The organism is Aureivirga sp. CE67 (assembly GCF_015767245.1).
GTDB lineage: Bacteria > Bacteroidota > Bacteroidia > Flavobacteriales > Flavobacteriaceae > Aureivirga.
The window spans coordinates 36,222-52,812 of sequence record NZ_JADOTV010000013.1 but is presented as its reverse complement, the minus strand read 5'-3'; the positions used below and the strand labels follow the sequence as shown (position 1 = coordinate 52,812).

14 protein-coding genes are annotated in these 16,591 nt (G+C 29.5%); 7 read left to right on the top strand and 7 right to left on the bottom strand.

Features of this window, described 5'->3' with window-relative positions; translation table 11 throughout:
• The 7 genes from I0K12_RS14605 to I0K12_RS14575 all read left to right on the top strand — a co-directional run bounded on the left by I0K12_RS14605 (position 1) and on the right by I0K12_RS14575 (position 8,504).
• Positions 1-1,443, top strand: a complete 1,443-nt coding sequence (locus I0K12_RS14605) for a class I SAM-dependent DNA methyltransferase (protein ID WP_196888874.1) — start codon at positions 1-3, stop codon at positions 1,441-1,443.
• Positions 1,433-2,764, top strand: coding sequence for a restriction endonuclease subunit S (locus I0K12_RS14600; protein WP_196888873.1), 1,332 nt, complete (start codon positions 1,433-1,435; stop codon positions 2,762-2,764). Before I0K12_RS14605 ends, I0K12_RS14600 begins: the two co-directional genes overlap by 11 nt.
• Positions 2,765-2,839: 75 nt before the next feature.
• The gene (locus I0K12_RS14595) at positions 2,840-4,867 is read left to right on the top strand and encodes an AAA family ATPase (protein ID WP_196888872.1); all 2,028 of its coding nucleotides are present in this window, start codon (positions 2,840-2,842) and stop codon (positions 4,865-4,867) included.
• On the top strand, positions 4,860-5,789 hold the full coding sequence (locus I0K12_RS14590) for an HNH endonuclease (RefSeq protein WP_196888871.1): 930 nt from the start codon (positions 4,860-4,862) through the stop codon (positions 5,787-5,789). The genes I0K12_RS14595 and I0K12_RS14590 overlap by 8 nt, the downstream gene beginning before the upstream one ends.
• A 10-nt stretch (positions 5,790-5,799) precedes the next feature.
• Positions 5,800-6,642 carry a GIY-YIG nuclease family protein gene (locus I0K12_RS14585; protein ID WP_196888870.1) on the top strand — a complete coding sequence of 281 codons (843 nt, stop codon included), beginning with the start codon at positions 5,800-5,802 and terminating at the stop codon, positions 6,640-6,642.
• A 14-nt stretch (positions 6,643-6,656) separates the two neighbouring features.
• Entirely contained in the window at positions 6,657-7,877 is a 1,221-nt protein-coding gene (locus I0K12_RS14580; protein ID WP_196888869.1) for a PD-(D/E)XK nuclease family protein, read from the top strand.
• 240 nt (positions 7,878-8,117) lie between these two features.
• Positions 8,118-8,504: a group I truncated hemoglobin gene (locus tag I0K12_RS14575; RefSeq protein ID WP_196888868.1), complete on the top strand. Its 387-nt coding sequence runs from the start codon at positions 8,118-8,120 to the stop codon at positions 8,502-8,504.
• Between the two features lie 50 nt (positions 8,505-8,554).
• Here I0K12_RS14575 and I0K12_RS14570 read toward each other — a convergent pair whose 3' ends face one another.
• From I0K12_RS14570 to nirK, 7 genes are all read right to left on the bottom strand, one after another.
• The gene (locus I0K12_RS14570; protein ID WP_196888867.1) at positions 8,555-10,327 is read right to left on the bottom strand and encodes a nitric oxide reductase activation protein NorD; all 1,773 of its coding nucleotides are present in this window, start codon (positions 10,325-10,327) and stop codon (positions 8,555-8,557) included.
• Positions 10,328-10,336: 9 nt separating this feature from the next.
• Positions 10,337-11,137 carry a CbbQ/NirQ/NorQ/GpvN family protein gene (locus I0K12_RS14565; RefSeq protein WP_196888866.1) on the bottom strand — a complete coding sequence of 267 codons (801 nt, stop codon included), beginning with the start codon at positions 11,135-11,137 and terminating at the stop codon, positions 10,337-10,339.
• Between the two features lie 296 nt (positions 11,138-11,433).
• The gene (locus I0K12_RS14560) at positions 11,434-12,843 is read right to left on the bottom strand and encodes a cbb3-type cytochrome c oxidase subunit I (RefSeq protein ID WP_196888865.1); all 1,410 of its coding nucleotides are present in this window, start codon (positions 12,841-12,843) and stop codon (positions 11,434-11,436) included.
• 7 nt (positions 12,844-12,850) lie between these two features.
• Positions 12,851-13,288, bottom strand: coding sequence for a c-type cytochrome (locus I0K12_RS14555; RefSeq protein ID WP_196888864.1), 438 nt, complete (start codon positions 13,286-13,288; stop codon positions 12,851-12,853).
• Positions 13,289-13,404: 116 nt separating this feature from the next.
• The gene (locus I0K12_RS14550) at positions 13,405-14,022 is read right to left on the bottom strand and encodes an SCO family protein (protein ID WP_196888863.1); all 618 of its coding nucleotides are present in this window, start codon (positions 14,020-14,022) and stop codon (positions 13,405-13,407) included.
• Between the two features lie 28 nt (positions 14,023-14,050).
• Positions 14,051-14,809, bottom strand: coding sequence for a formylglycine-generating enzyme family protein (locus I0K12_RS14545; protein WP_196888862.1), 759 nt, complete (start codon positions 14,807-14,809; stop codon positions 14,051-14,053).
• Positions 14,810-14,949: 140 nt separating this feature from the next.
• A complete protein-coding gene (nirK, locus tag I0K12_RS14540; RefSeq protein ID WP_196888861.1) occupies positions 14,950-16,452 on the bottom strand; it encodes a copper-containing nitrite reductase in 1,503 nt (500 codons plus the stop codon).
• Positions 16,453-16,591 lie beyond the last annotated feature (139 nt).

Sequence of the window (16,591 nt, the reverse complement as noted above, 5' to 3'; positions counted from 1 at the left end):
ATGGCAAATGTAGGAGCTGTAATTAGCAGCATAAGAAATATAATGAGACAGGATAGAGGAATTTCTGGAGATGCTCAAAGATTAGAGCAATTGGGATGGATGCTATTTTTAAAAATAATTGATGATAAAGATCAAGAATTAGAACTTACTAAAGATAATTATGAATCTGTAATTCCTGAGAAATTTCAATGGCGTACGTGGGCTAGTGACTCAGAAGGAATTACTGGTGATGAATTGTTAGAGTTTATTGATAGTAATGCAGAAAGTAACCTAGGTCTTTTTGCTACTTTAAGAAACTTGACAAACAATATAAATCCTAAAAGAGCTGAAATTGTTAAAGAAGTATTTCAAGGTTCGAACAACTTTATGAAATCAGGTTACGAGATGCGTAAAGTGATTAATAAATTGAATGAAATTGATTTTAATAGCTCAAAAGACAAACAAGTATTTGGGGATATTTATGAAAGTATCTTAGTAGAATTGCGTGATGCAGGGAATAAAGGAGAATATTATACTCCAAGAGCTGTCACACAATTAATGACTAAAATGACGAATCCTACTTTAGGTGAAAAAGTTTTGGATCCTGCTGCGGGTACAGGTGGTTTTTTAACAGAAGCTATTGAACATGTACGTTCTCATTATGTAAAAACAGTTTCGGATGAACATAAACTACAAAATAGTATTACAGGTTGGGAACTAAAACCAGTAGCTTATGTATTGGGATTGACCAATTTAATTTTACATGAAATAGACATTCCTGACTATGTATATCAAGATAGTTTAAAAACAGAATATAATGGGATTAAAGCTAAAGATAAAGTAGATGTAATTCTTGCCAACCCTCCATTTGGAGCTAGTATTGCAGATGGTGTAGAAACCAACTTCCCTTCTAGCTATAGATGTAAAGAATCTGCGGATTTGTTTGTGATTTTGATGTTGCAATTATTAAAACCTAATGGTAGATGCGCTATTGTATTGCCTGATGGATCTATTACAGGAGATGGTGTAAAAGCACGTATTCGTGAAAAATTATTGACCGATTGTAATGTGCATACGATTATCCGTTTGCCTCAAAGTACTTTTTTTCCTGCGACTGTAAGTACTAATTTGTTATTTTTTGAGAAAGGAAAAAAAACAGAAGACATTTGGTATTACGAACACAAATTACCCGAAGGACAAAAATCGTATTCTAAAACCAAACCAATACAGTTTAAGGAATTTCAGCCAATTATAAATTGGTGGGAAGATCGTAAGGAAACTGATCTTTCTTGGAAGGTAAATGTGAAAGATTTAAAAGATTGGGATTTAGATATCAAAAACCCAAATACAATTGTTCAAGAAGTTGAATTATCAAGCGAAGAAGTTTTTAATAGGCTTGAAAAATCTTTTTCTAAATCAACAGAAATTGTTCAGTCATTAAAACAATTATTAAATGGGAATTAGAAAAATAAAAATAGGAGATTATTGTGATGTAATTAAGGGAGGAACAGGTATTAAAAAAGCAATTGAAGGAGAATATCCTTTAGTTGTAACTGCTGAAAAAAGATTAACACACAATGAATATCAATTCAATTGTAAAGCAGTATTAGTGCCTCTTGTTTCTTCAACTGGTCATGGACATGCAAGTATTAAAAGAATTCATTATCAAGAAGGGAAATTTGCACTTGGTACTATATTATCTGCTATTATTATTAAAGATGAGGGTATAATTAATCCAAAATTTTTACATATCTATTTATCTTATTTTAAAGATCATTTATTAGTTCCTTTAATGAAAGGTGCAGCAAATGTTACTTTAACTATTAAAAAAATTAAAAGTGTAGAAATCACTATTCCAAGTATTGAAAGACAATTAGAAATTATCGAACTTGAAAAAAATAATTCAATAATTCAAACCTTAAATAATGAGATCTCTTCTCAAAAACACCTTCTAACTCAACTAAAACAATCCATCCTACAGGAAGCCATTCAAGGAAAATTAACAGAAGATTGGCGCAAGCAAAACCCAGATACAGAACCTGCAAGTGAGTTGCTAAAACGTATTAAAGCAGAAAAAGCTCAACTGATAAAAGATAAAAAACTAAAAAAAGGAAACACAATTAAACACCCTATATCATTAATTGATAATGTTAAAATTCCTAACAACTGGAAATGGTGTAAAGCAGATGATATTTTATTTATCACGAAGCTAGCAGGGTTTGAATATACAAAACATATATCACTTCAAACTGAAGGTGAAATACCTGTGATTCGAGCACAAAATGTTAGACCAATTGATATTGACAAAAAAAAACTTCTTTATATAGATAAAAAAACAAGTTTATTATTAGATAGGTGTTCGTTAACCAAACAATGTTTACTTGTTACTTTTATTGGTGCAGGTATTGGAGATGTCGCTACTTTTAACGAGAAAAATAGATGGCATCTTGCTCCAAATGTTGCAAAAATGGAACCATTTATAAAATGTGAAGAGATGGTTAATGTGAAATATTTAAACTATTTTCTTTTATCCTTTGTAGGTCAGAAAGAAATTTTCAAGCATATTAAAGCAACTGCTCAACCAAGCTTATCAATGGGAACTATTAGAGATATTGATTTTCCTATTCCTCCAATTGAAGAAAAGAATGAAATAGTAAAAAGGATAGATGTTTTAATGCAACACTGTCAAACCTTAGAAGAAGAAATTAAAACCAGTGAAGCGAATGCTCAAATGCTGATGCAAGCTGTTTTGAAAGAAGCGTTTGATAGTGAAACCACAAAATAAATTGTAAATAATAATGAAAGCCTTTTGCTGTTTTTGGTGAGAGGCTTTTTTTGAAAAAGATAAAGAATTGAAAAAATGAGTAACGAAAAAGAACAATTTAAACTATTAGCATTACAACCTTTAAAAGGGTGTTCAAAAGAAGGTTTGAAGGCTTTAAAAATAAAAGATGAAAATGAAAAAACTTTAGTCTATTATTTTTCTAATGATTATATTATTGATCCTGAAAAGGGAGGGATAATTAAAAATCCAGATTATAAAGTTCCTACCGATTTTTATTCTAAAAATATTGATGGAATTAATGTTAGTGTTTCTGCTATCGTTGGGAAGAATGGTTCTGGGAAAAGTAGTTTGATTGAGTTGTTGTTGATGGCGATTAATACGTTCGTAAAAGAGAATAATAACATTGATTGGATGAATGATACCACCACTGAGGGATATTTAAAAGTTACAAGTCCTATTAATTTGTATTTGTTTTTTATCTCAGCCGAATCTGTTTATCGTTTACATATAGATACATCAGGACGTGATAATAAAACATTAATTTCGAAATGGGGTATGAGAGATAAAAATTGGAAAAATGAAAAAATTGTAAAATTAGGTAATGAAGAAAAAGCAAAGGAATTCAATTTTCAAGATTTCTTTTATACAGCTTTAATAAATTATTCTCATTACGGTTTAAATTCTAGTGAACTAAAAGGAAAAGATTGGTTAACGCCTTTGTTTCATAAAAATGATGGATATCAATTACCGTTAGTGATGATGCCTTATAGAAAAAAGGGGAATATTGATATTAATACAGAAGCTTATTTGACAAAGTCTAGAATGGTTTCTAATTTACTTTTACCTAGTTCTGAAAAAGAGGAGAATAAATTTCGAATGTTGACTCCTTCTTTAAAAGCAGTTAAATTGAAGTTGACTGTTTCTGAAAGATTAGAGTCTAAATATGTGAATGGAGATGGAAGTAATAAATTTGAAATCAATAATGATTTATTAGATTCTATTATTAAGGAAGTCTTAAAAATAGACAAAGAAGAGTCGATTCGATATAAAGCAATTACTTATCTAAAATATAAAATCACTAGTATTGCTGAAAAATATTCAATATATAACAAATATTTTAGTGGAAAAGGGTTAGTAGATGATGAAAAAAAACTTAAAGAGTATCTTAATTTACTTAAAAAAGACACTAGCCATATCGCTTTGAAATTTCATCAAACAGTTAATTATTTAACAAAAGGGATTTATAGTGAAGATGATAATATTGAGATTATTATTGATGTCTTGTCAAAAGAAATAATAAAAAAAGAAACAGATGAATCAAAAATAATAAACTTTGTACCACCTCCTATTTTCGATATTGATATTGAATTAGAAAATATTAATGCAAAAAAAGAAGGTGAAGAAAAAGAAATTCATTTTAACACTTTGAGTTCAGGAGAAAAACAACAGATTTTTTCTATCAATTCTATATTGTATCATTTAAGAAATTTGAATTCAGTAATACCTAATAAAGAAGGTGTCGTTTCTTATAAAAACGTGAATTTGATCTTAGACGAAATCGAATTGTATGCACACCCCGAATATCAAAGAAAATTTTTATCCGATTTGTTAGTTTCTCTTTCTAAATTACCATTGAAAAGTGATAATGGAGGAGTCAAAGCAATAAACATTCTTTTTGTAACGCATTCTCCTTTTATTATTTCTGATATTTTAAAGTCTAATATTTTATTTTTAGAAGATGGTGAACCTTATTTAAAAGAAATGAAAAATACTTTTGGAGCAAATATTCATGAATTGTTAACCAATAGTTTTTTTATGGAATCTACGATGGGTGCATTTGCTACAAAAAAGATTAAAGAGATTGTTGATTTTTATTATAAAGTTATAATGGTAGAAGGCAAGGTAGATGATTTTATAAAAAATGAATTTAAAGATGTAGACCATTCTGACGAAGATCTTGAGATAGCCTCTAAAAAAGCTCAAGAAAAAATAAAAGAATTTGAATTTGTTTGTGAAAATATTGGGGAAGGTTTAGTGAAACATACCATCAAAAATCATATTGATTATATAAAACAAAACATTAATAGATTGAAGAATGATTAAGATTGAGTATCCTACAGATAAAGATTTTCACACTGATTTTTTTATAGCTATTCGTAGCAAAAAAGATACAAGTGAAATAGATGATATATTTAAAAGATATAATTTAAAAATTAACAATGATGATTTAACATTTGAAAAACTTGTTACTTTGACATTTGAAGAAATTATTGAATTATCTAAGATTATTGGAAAAAAAAATGAAGATAAGTTTAATGAAACTGAAATAACTATTTTTAATAAATGGATTAATTATAAAAATAAGCGTGAGAAAATCAATCAATTTTTAATAGATACTAAAGAGGTTGTTTTAAATACATGCTTTTATTGTAATATGGATCATATTTATTCTTTTATAGATGAAAATGATGAAACAAGAAATCATTTTACCCTTGATCATATTTTACCTAAAGGAGAATATAAAATATTTTCGATTTGTCTATATAATTTAATACCATCATGCAGCCCTTGTAATTCGAAATTTAAACATAATAAAGAATTTACAATTAACGATAATTTAAACACTGTAATAGCAACTTCTACTAATTATTCCTTTAATAAAGATTTTAAATTTAAAGTTTATTATAATCAAGAAGTAGAAAAGTTTAAAGACATAAATGATCTAAAAATACAAAGTAATTACGATAAGACAAATATTAATATAAAGGAATATTTAAGAATTTTTAGAATAAAAGAACGATATGATTTTCATGAAAATAAAGGATTAGATATTGTAGAGAAAAGAATCAATTATTCAGATTCATTTATAGAAGAAATGAGCAAATTAACAGGAAGATCTAAAGAAGATTTTTATAGAGACTTGTTTGGTAAAGAACTTTTTGATAAAGAATATAATACAGATCCATTTATAAAATTCAAAAGAGATATTGCCAATAATATTGGAATCAAAGGAGTGTTAAGTTAAAGAATTATCAATGAACAGACCACAAACTATACAAATATTTTTACCAGACGGTTCGCCAAGAAGTGTGAAAATTGCTGAGATAACGAATAGAGTAGTAAAAGCAGTATTGGTGCCGAGAAATAAATTAGAATATATTTCTACAAGAGAAGAATTAAAAAATGTAGGGATTTATTTTTTATTTGGAGCATCCGAAGAAACTTTAAAACCACAAGTATATATTGGGGAAGCAGAAGATTGCTTAGAAAGATTAAAACAACATAATCGAAAAAAAGAATTTTGGACGCATGCTGTGGTTATTGTTTCGAAAATTAATGCTTTTACAAAATCACATGTGAAATATTTGGAACATACTGCAATACAAAAAGCAAAGGAAGTAAATAGATATCGAACAGAAAATTTGGTTGTTCCTACAAAGCCTTTTGTGACAGAATCTATGGAAGCAGATTTGTTAGATAGTTTTGATACGATAAAGATATTATTATCAACTTTGAATTACCCTGTGTATGATAAAATAGACAAACAAGAACTGACTTCGAAAGAGTTGTTTTATTTAAAATCTAAAGGGATTCAGGCAGAAGGAGATTTAATAGATGATGGATTTATTGTATTTAAAGGTTCGCAATTATCTAAAAGTACAACACCTTCTTGTCAAGAAAATATTTTGAAATTGAGAGCCAAACTGATTGAAAATGCAATAGTACAGGAAAAAGAAAACTATTTAGAATTTCAAGAAGATTATATTTTTAATGCACCAAGTACAGCAGGAGGTGTAGTGATAGGGAGAGCGACTAATGGTTGGAAAAAATGGGTAAATAAAGAAGGACAGACTTTAGATGCTGTCAAAAGAAATTAAGAAAAAGAAATTATATGAATCTAAACTGGCTAGATGAATTTTTAGAAGCATTGCCACAGACTTCTAAAACTAGAAAAAATATGCTATCGATTGCAGGATATCCTTCTTGGGAGAATGTAAATAGCAATATGTTGGCTTTTTATTTTGATGCTGTGGAAGAGCATGGTTTTCAGAGATTGTTTTTGAATAGTTTACTGGATGTATATGAAAGTAAAATAGAAGATAAGACGAATTTTGAAAGAGAGCATTTTGATACAAGTTTTATTGTAGAAAGAGAGGTAGTTACTCCGAATAGTAAACGAATTGATATTGTAATCAAAGAAGACTCTGAAGATTCTGAAGAAGAATCTCAAAGTACTAATTGGGGAATAATTATAGAAAATAAGATTTATGCAGATTTGTATAATGATTTACAAGATTATTATGATACGGTTTCTGCTGTAAATAAAATAGGAATTGTACTTTCTGTGAATTCTGAAAAGATTCCAGAAGGAAAGCCTTTCGTAAATATCCTTCATAAAGAATTAGTTGAAAAAGTGATGCAAAATCTATCTTCGTTTTATATGAATTCGGATGATCGTCATTTATTGTTTTTAAAGGAATATATATCGAATGTTCAATCTTATTATCAAAACAAATACATGAATAAAAAAATGGATGAAAAATTGGTGTTGTTTCATGAGAAGCAAGAAGAAATAAAAAAGTTTAAGGCAATAGATAGAGAGTTATTACAATATGTTTCCGACATTGTGTTTAAAATTATGACTGAAATAGGATATCCGCCTTATTCAACAAAAAATACTTCTAAGGCAAAACATTTTTTTGTAGATAGAGAGAAGTTGAGTGAGGATTCTTTTTTGAAGGAGAATGTAGAATTTGCAGAAAAATTCCGTTTTTGGATAGATTTAGATTATTTCAGGTATCATAATACTTTTTGGGCCTGTTTTGAATTGTATAAAAAGACAAATACGAGATATGGATCTGATCTTAAAGAATTTCTAGTAGAACAAAATGTGTTTACAAAAGCAGTTAAAAAGGGAGAAGGAGGAAGTGATACAGGAGATTATAATCAGATATATGTGATTTCTTTTCCTTTAGAGAATATTATAAATGAAGGGTTTGAGAAACAATTAAGAGAGGGGATTCAAAGAGAATTTGTTTCTAAAGGGTTTTTAGAAAAAGCAGTTATAGGTTTAAAAAAAATTGTAGAAAACGAACTTGTTTCTCAGAACTAAGAAATAGTAAAGAATAAAATTTAGTTGTAGTAGATTTTAAATTTTATGGATAAAAAAACAATTTCACAGCAATTTTAGCTCAATTTACATAAATAATTAAATAATAGGTGGTTGCGTGAAATAAAAATGTTTAAAAAATGATAATTATCATAAAATGAAAATAAGTTTAACGAAATAGTCTTACAATTGTAATGCATCCGACTATATTGCGACACAAACAAAACATAAAAACTAAAAGATATGAATACTACTACAACAACAGAAACGTCGTTATTTGAGAAAATTGGAGGAATGGATGCAGTTTTAGCTGCTGTAGATATTTTTTATGCTAAAGTTTTAGCAGATGATTCTATCAACGGATTTTTTGATACTACGGATATGGTAGCACAAAAGAGAAAACAAACAGCATTTTTAGCTTATGCTTTTGGAGCTCCTCTTCAGTACACTGGGAAAAACATGAGAGATGCGCATGCTCCAATGGTTAAAAACGGTTTGAATGAATCACATTTTATTGCTGTTGCAACGCACTTAAAAGCTACTATGGAAGAATTAAATGTAGCACCAGAATTGATTGCTGAGGTAATGAAAATTGCTGGAGGAACTAAGGATGATGTGTTAGGATTATAATCCGACAAGAATATTTTGAATTTTAAAAGCCATCGTTTTGATGGCTTTTTTTAATTTCTATATTTTATTTTTTCGAAAAGTGTGGATAGTGCTACAACCATTTCTTTTGGTGATTTTAAAATCTCAAAATGACTAGAGCCAAACATTTGTGGGAGGTAATATTTAGCTTGAGACTCAATAGCTAAAGCATACGTTTGGATATTATTTTGATGTAATTCCCGTAAAGCTTGTTTGACATCATTAATACCATATTTCCCTTCATATTTATCATAATCATTAGGTTTACCATCAGAAAGCATGATAATCCATTTGTTTTTAGAACCTCTAGTATTGATTAAAGTTCCCGAATGACGAAGAGCCGTTCCGATTCTGGTATATCCTTCCGCTTGAACACCACTCACAAAATCCCTTCTTTTTTCCCAAGATTCGTCAAAACCTTTTAGACTTTGATAGGAACAATGATTTCTTGTTTTGGAATGAAAACTTTGGATCGAAAAATCTATTTGAAATTCATGTAAAAGTGTTCCGAAAAGGAGGCTCACTTGTTTTTCGATATCCAAAACTCGCAATCCGTCTACGTAACCATCGCTGGATAGACTTGTATCTAATAAGATCAAGATGGAAAGATCTTTTTCTAGTTTTCGTTTTGAGATATAAATCTGCTCCGAAGGTGTTTTATTGGAGTGAATATCTGCATAGACATCTGTAATAGCATCTAGATCAAAATCATCTCCTTGCGTTTGTCTTTTTTGTATTTGATATTTATTATGTATTGATGTAAGTTGTTTACGTAAAGAATTTAAAATTACTGTATGCTCTTTAATTGTTTTTGAATAAAAACCAATATCTCTTGTCAAGTTGTTTTTTGGGAATACTTTACAAAAATCCTTTTTATATTTTCTATTTTTATAATCCCATTCATCATATAATATGAAATTGGAGTCAGAACTTATAGTTGTACTTTCTGCAATGCTTGTATTTTCAATAAAATCCGTTTGATAAATAGAGTGAGTTGGATCATCTACTCGAACGACATGTTTCATAGTTAATTCTTCCACTGCATTTTCGTGAGATTCTAATTCATCATCCCCGTCAAAATCTCTTGCACCATTTTCATAAGATTCGGCAGTTTCTACTTTTTCAAAATTATGTGTAAGTACAAAATCCTCTTGCGATTTTTTATCAATAGTAACTGTTTTTACTTCTTCAACAGCTTTAGCTTTAAGAATGGTTTTTATTTCCTCTTCAATTGCTTTTTTGGTAGTTAAAGAAATATTTTCAAGCTTTTTTGCATTTGGATCTTCCGAAACATTTTGCATCCATTTTCCGAAAAACATAGTTTCTTTAAAGAACTCTTCTTTTTCTATTTTTTCTTTGGGAAAAGCATTATTTAATTTTGTGTATAAGTCTTCTAATGTAGGATATTGTAGAAATAATTCTTTTAATATTTCAGAGGCACTTTGTCTTGCATTTTGTCTTGCAACAGAAAGTTCGGTTTCTTTTTCTGTTGTAAGATTTAGGTTTAGAGAACGTTGCGTGATGAGGTAGAATATGCGAAATAAATAAAAAGAATAGTTTAATTCCGCATTCTTAAATAATGCTATATATGTTGGTAAGAATAAATTTACTCCTTTATATCCACCTTCATTTTCTGCAGGAAAAATTTCTATTGCATCTCCTGTTAATGCTCTAGAAATAAGTGTTAATTGCGGTTTTACTTCTTCTAGTTTTACTAAAGATAAATCTTCTTGAATAGATTTTTTCTTTCTATTTTTAAAGAACATTGCAATTTTAGTAAATATAAACTCATCTGGTTCAAACATAGCATTATCTTAAATTAATAAATCACATAAATCCTTTAATGCAGCTGTAATTTCTAAATCATCAGAAAGAGGTTCTATCACTGCTACTTGAACAGCTAATCTTTTCGGAAGACCTGAAACAATTAATAAAGCCGCATCAACAATAAGTCTAGTAGAAACGGTTTCTGTTAGACCTAATTCTGTTAGGTTTCTTATTTTAGTTGCTATTTTTACTAAGTTTTGCGCATCTTTCTTAGCAACATTTGTTTCATTCATTAAAATTTCTAGTTCTTTCTCTGCTGATGGATATTGAAAAGGAACTGAAATAAAACGCTGTCTAGTAGATGGTTTTAATTCTTTAAATCCTTTTTGGTAACCAGGGTTGAAAGAAGCAACCAACATGAATCCTTCTTTAGCTTTGATAGTTTTTCCTAATTTATCAATATGTAATTCTTTTCGATGATCCGTTAAGGCGTGTATTGCAACTAAAACATCAGGTCTTGCTTCTGCAATTTCGTCTAAGTAAACGATAGAACCATTTTTAACTGCTGTTGTAAGTGGTCCATCAATCCAAATAGTTTCTGCACCTTTGATAATATATCTACCAATCAAATCTGTAGAAGAAGTTTCTTCGTGACAAGAAATAGTGATTAATTCTTTATTTAACTCTTGTGCCATAAACTCAATAAAGCGAGTTTTTCCAGTACCAGTTGGTCCTTTAAGTAGGATAGGTATTTTACAATTAAAAGCATGATGAAATACTTCTATTTCTTTTCCAGATGGACTATAGAATATTTTTTTTTCTATTGAAGTATCTATAATTGTTTCCATAATTCTTTATTCACTTTTTTTTAAAAAAACCTGATTACAGCTAATTTGGGATTTTGTAATCAGGTTTTTCAACTATAAACTAACTAAAATTCTTTTATGTAACCTTTAAGGAAGCTTACTTGTTTTTTAAAAAACCTGATTACAGCTAATTTGGGATTTTATAATCAGGTTTTCTAACTATCTACTAACTAAAATTTTTATAAGCTTTTCAAAATAGCTACATATTTGTTTTTTAAAAAAAACCTGATTACAGTTAAATAGGGGTTTTATAATCAGGTTTTTCAACTATCTACTAACTAAAACGTTTCTTCTAATTCTTTATGTGTAACTTTTGATGTTACATTTTCAGTGGGTTCTTCGGCTATAGAAGTAGTGTCTATTTCTAGAGCTTCATCTGTAGGTTTTCCGTATTTATAGAAATCTACGATATATAATACAATCCCTGTGAAGAATAATGCTGCACAAAGAATTAACATAACAAAGTGAATACTTATTTCTTTTTGAACTGTCATGAAGTCCATATGCATTTTACGCTCCATATAAACTTGTGCGATACCTGCTACACCAAAAGATGCAGTCATACCTAACATTCCAATATTTGAAAGCCAAAACGCTAATTTTCCTCTATTATTTGTATATAATTTTCTTCCTGTTAAGTTTGGAAGCGCATAACTTATAATTGCAAAAACAATCATAGCATAAGCTCCCCAAAAGGCAAGGTGACCATGACTAGCAGTTACCAATGTACCGTGTGTGTATAAATTTGTTTGTGGTAAAGTATGTGCAAAACCTAATACACCAGCTCCAATAAATGAAACAATTGCAGATCCAATAGTCCAAAAAAGAGCAACTGTATTTGGGTGTTTTTTCTCCCCTTTTCTATACATATTTACTGCGAAAATTGCCATTGCTAAAAATGCTAATGGTTCTAAAGCAGAGAAGATACCTCCGACAACTAACCAGATTTTATTTACACCAATATAATAATAATGATGTCCTGTACCTAAAACTCCAGATAAGAAAGTTAGCCCAACAATAACATATAACCATTTTTCAATAACTTCTCTATCAACACCTGTCAGTTTTATTAATAAGAAAGATAAAATACCTCCCATAATTAATTCCCAAACACCTTCTACCCATAAGTGAACTACCCACCATCTGAAAAATGAATCTGTTACTTGACTATCGAAAGGAAGCATTCCAGGTAAGTATAAAAGTGCAGCAAATAATAGTCCCATGGATAGAACTAGAGATGTTGTTGTTCTTCTTTTACCTTTGTATAAGGTCATCAAAATAATTCCTAAGAATAATAGAACATTAATAACAACTAAGAAATCTAATTGTCTCGGAATTTCTAAAAATTTTCTTCCTTCCCACCAGTTAAAGTGATACCCTACAACTGCGGATACACCTACAACGGCTAATGAGATTAATTGTGCATAAGCTAATTTGACACTTACAAGTTCTCTTTGAGATTCTTCAGGAATGATATAGTATGCAGCTCCCATAAAACCGGACAATAACCAAACAACTAATAAGTTTGTATGTACTGCTCTTGCAGTATTAAATGGGATAAAATCGTGTAAATTATCAAAACCAATTCTGGCAAATCCCATTATAAATCCATAAACTATCTGTAATACTAACAGTAGCATTGAAAATGCAAAAAACCAATAGGCTACTTTCTGTGATTTATACTTCATAATGTTCTTATTGTTGTTTGTTTTTAGCTAATGGTGAAACTACTGTATCGAATCCATTTAAGTCGATATCGTCAATCCAGTCAAAGAATGCAATCATATCATCTGCTTCTTCTTGTGAAAATCCGTATGCAACCATTTTTCTTCCATTCGGATTCCAGGGCATCGGAGTTGTTAGAACAGCTCTAATATATCCTTCACCTCTTCGGTCAATTACTTTTGTTAACTCTGGAGCATAATAACCACCTTCTCCTAAAATTGTGTGGCATCCCATGCAATTATTTTTTTCCCATAAATCTTTACCTCGAACAACTTGTTCGGTTATTTTTTCATAGTTTGATTGATCTTGACTTTTGCTAAAAGAAAAAATAGTTAAGGCAATAAATGCTAAAAATGTAACTAAGGTTCCTCCTAAAAAAAATGTACGAGCTTGTTTTTTTGAGAGCATAATATCTGTTTTTGGTTATAAAGTCAAAAAAGACCTTTTAATCTTTTATAATGATGCGAAAATAAAATTTTGTTAAGACATATTTTTATGAGGTGAATCATAAAAAGAATAAAAGTTTATTTTTTGGGATTTACTAATTCTTTTATTTTATCTACTGTACCATCAATATTGATTCCTAAACCTTCTTTTTGGAAAGTAAGTTCTCCTTCTTGATTGAAAACACTGATGATATTTGAGTGAGAGAAATCCATTGGTGAAATCTTCTTATAATTTACAGCTAAAACACCTGCAAATTCTCTTGTATCATTTTCAGTTCCTCTTAATAACATCCAATGATTATCCGTTAATTTATTTTCGATAGCAAATTCTTTTAGTTTTTCAGGAGTATCCGTTTTTGGATCAATACTTACCAAAATGTATTTTACATTTTGGTTTTCTTTTTTGGTTATTTTAGATTCGATTGTTCGCATATCAGCGACTAGTCTTGGGCAAGCTACTTTACATGTGGTATAAACCATCACCATAACTAAAACATCACCTTTAAGTTCTTTTAATTGAATTACTTTATTATCTTGATTTGTCCAATTTGAGGGTAAATTATAAATTGAAAGATCTGTAAAATTATCTTTTTTAGAATCTACTTCTGTTTTAAGGTGGTTGTTTTTTACTTTTTCTTTACATGAAATAAGATTTAATGTAAAGCATATAAGTAATATATATTTGATTAATTTCATTTTTCTTTAGTTTTAAGTAGTCTTCAATTTATTGGATGTCCTTCACACATCTAAATCCTTGATTTTGTATTCCGTATCGAGCTTTAATACTTCCTCTAAATGCATATCTCATAAAAGCAGCATAATTCATTAGATCTGAAGCACCTACAGCTGCACTACCACAAAATAGATTACTATCTTTATCAACATCTTTTCTTGATTCTCCTGAGATTAGAACAGAGTTAAAATCAATTGTCCATTCCCAAACTAAACCGTGTAAATCGTAAATTCCCCAATAATTTTTGAAGGTTGATCCAACAGTATCTTTACGACTAAAAGGAGATTCATACCATCCTAAAATAAATTGATTGTAAGTTTTTTTAATTCTTGCATCTGGGGAAGTTTTATCCGCCATTGCGGCAAATTCCCATTCATCTACAGTTGGTAATCTTTTACCTTGGCATTCACAATATTTTTTAGCAGCAAACCAGGAAACATTTGTTACAGGGCTATTTGCTTTTGAATTAGGATCGAAAATAGTATCATTGTTCCAAAGTCTCAAATAGTTTTTATCTGCAAAAATTCTTTTGATTTTACTTTTTTTCCATTCAGGATATTTTTTTACAAATTCTACATATTCAGCATTTGTTACAGGGTAGATATCCATTTTAAAAGGTTTAATTGAGACTTTTAATGAATCAACCCCATATAATGGAGTGAAAGTTCCTCCTTTAATTTCTTTCATTTCTGTTTGGCTTGAAAGGTATAATGGAAAAATTAATAATAAAATTAAAAAAAATGATTTCATAATTAGTTAGTTTTTATAAAAGAACATTATCACGATTAAAAGTACCCCCTAGGTATTAAGAACTGATAGTCATGTGTAAAATCAGTGTCGTGATAATGTCTTCTAAAAATAAAATATTAATTGAACGTTGTCAAAGTCAATTAATGTCCACCACTATTTCTTCTTTTCTTTACCATAGCAGGAGTAATAACTTTCTTGTCATTCCCCCAATTATTATAAATATATGTCAATACATTTGCGATCTCTTCATCAGATAACACTTGCTTTGTCATGACACTATTATATTTTTTACCGTTTACCTCAATTTCTCCTGATTTACCATTTAAAACAATATCAATTGCTCTGTTAACATCAGCATTTAAATAATCTGATTTTGCAAGAGGAGGGAAGGCATTTGGAACTCCCTGTCCTTCTGCTTGGTGACAAGCAAAACATGTTTGCATATAAGTATCTTTACCAAATTCTAATTGATCTTCTAAGCTAATTGCTTTCAGAGTTTCTTTTGGCACATCTTGTGTTGGAATCTCTTGTAATCCACCACCTTCTGGTTGGTAAATACCTTCTTCTTCCTTACCAGAATAAATTGTTTTATTTTCTTCTCCTTCAACTTTTAACATACCTAAAGCTCCTTTATTAAAAGCTCTAAAAATAGAATGGTCTACTAAAATAAATGTACCAGGAACATCAACTTTAAATTCTACAATAGCAGCTCCTCCTGCAGGTACTAGTGTGGTTTGTACATTCTTATTAATTAAATCTCCACCTTCAACACGAACATTGTCAAATATTTCTCCAATAACATGGAAAGAAGAAACTAAATTAGGCCCACCATTTCCAACAAACAAACGAACTGTTTCACCTACTTTTGCTGTAATGGCATTATCTCCAGTAAGAGAACCAACTTTTCCGTTAAACACTACATAATCTGCATTTTCATCTACTGCTTTTTGCATATCAAAAGGTTGTTGACCTCTTTCTCCGTTTTTACCTTTCGTATAGAAATCACCTTGCATGATATAATATTCCTTATCAACTTTAGGTAATCCCCCTTCAGGTTCTACTAAGATTAAACCATACATTCCATTTGCAATATGCATTCCTACAGGTGCAGTTGCGCAATGGTATACATATAATCCAGGGTTTAAAACTTTGAATGAAAATTGTGCTTCATGACCAGGTGCAACAAATGAAGAAGTAGCACCTCCTCCAGGACCAGTTACAGCATGTAAGTCAATATTGTGTGGTAATTTATTGTTTGGATGATTTTTTAAATGAAATTCTACTTCATCACCAACTCTTGTACGAATAAAACTTCCAGGAACCGTTCCTCCAAAAGTCCAATAAACATATTTTACTCCATCAGTCATTTCACCAACTTCTTCAAGAATTTCCATGTTTACAATTAATTTTTTTGCTTCTCTGTTTCCTATAGGAGTAGGTACTTTTGGTGGAGCAGTCAATTCAGCTTCCATTTCTGAGGTAACTTTAATTAGAGCTGGGTCTACAGTTGCTTTTGAATTTTCAGCTAGAACATTATTTTTTTGAGAACTATTATCTCCACAACTTACTAAAAGTCCACTGACAAGGATTCCTAGAATTAAAGTTGATTTTAGTAAGTTTGTTGTTATTTGGTTTAAAATCATGATGGTTAGATTGTTGTTATATGTCTAATTTAAAAATAATAAAAAATAAACAGTTTAATATTGAATAAAAGACCTTTTTATCTTTAATTATGTAAACATAGATAGTTTTTTCATTAGATTTTATGATATTTGTCATTGT

Excerpts from the sequence above, each read along its gene's own strand:
- I0K12_RS14570 (WP_196888867.1), bottom strand. The coding sequence starts at position 10,327 with ATGTTTGAACCAGATGAGTTTATATTTACTAAAATTGCAATGTTCTTT.
- I0K12_RS14555 (WP_196888864.1), bottom strand. The coding sequence starts at position 13,288 with ATGCTCTCAAAAAAACAAGCTCGTACATTTTTTTTAGGAGGAACCTTA.
- I0K12_RS14600 (WP_196888873.1), top strand. The coding sequence starts at position 1,433 with ATGGGAATTAGAAAAATAAAAATAGGAGATTATTGTGATGTAATTAAG.
- I0K12_RS14605 (WP_196888874.1), top strand. The coding sequence starts at position 1 with ATGGCAAATGTAGGAGCTGTAATTAGCAGCATAAGAAATATAATGAGA.
- I0K12_RS14550 (WP_196888863.1), bottom strand. The coding sequence starts at position 14,022 with ATGAAATTAATCAAATATATATTACTTATATGCTTTACATTAAATCTT.
- I0K12_RS14585 (WP_196888870.1), top strand. The coding sequence starts at position 5,800 with ATGAACAGACCACAAACTATACAAATATTTTTACCAGACGGTTCGCCA.
- I0K12_RS14575 (WP_196888868.1), top strand. The coding sequence starts at position 8,118 with ATGAATACTACTACAACAACAGAAACGTCGTTATTTGAGAAAATTGGA.
- I0K12_RS14595 (WP_196888872.1), top strand. The coding sequence starts at position 2,840 with ATGAGTAACGAAAAAGAACAATTTAAACTATTAGCATTACAACCTTTA.
- I0K12_RS14580 (WP_196888869.1), top strand. The coding sequence starts at position 6,657 with ATGAATCTAAACTGGCTAGATGAATTTTTAGAAGCATTGCCACAGACT.
- I0K12_RS14560 (WP_196888865.1), bottom strand. The coding sequence starts at position 12,843 with ATGAAGTATAAATCACAGAAAGTAGCCTATTGGTTTTTTGCATTTTCA.
- nirK (WP_196888861.1), bottom strand. The coding sequence starts at position 16,452 with ATGATTTTAAACCAAATAACAACAAACTTACTAAAATCAACTTTAATT.
- I0K12_RS14565 (WP_196888866.1), bottom strand. The coding sequence starts at position 11,137 with ATGGAAACAATTATAGATACTTCAATAGAAAAAAAAATATTCTATAGT.
- I0K12_RS14590 (WP_196888871.1), top strand. The coding sequence starts at position 4,860 with ATGATTAAGATTGAGTATCCTACAGATAAAGATTTTCACACTGATTTT.
- I0K12_RS14545 (WP_196888862.1), bottom strand. The coding sequence starts at position 14,809 with ATGAAATCATTTTTTTTAATTTTATTATTAATTTTTCCATTATACCTT.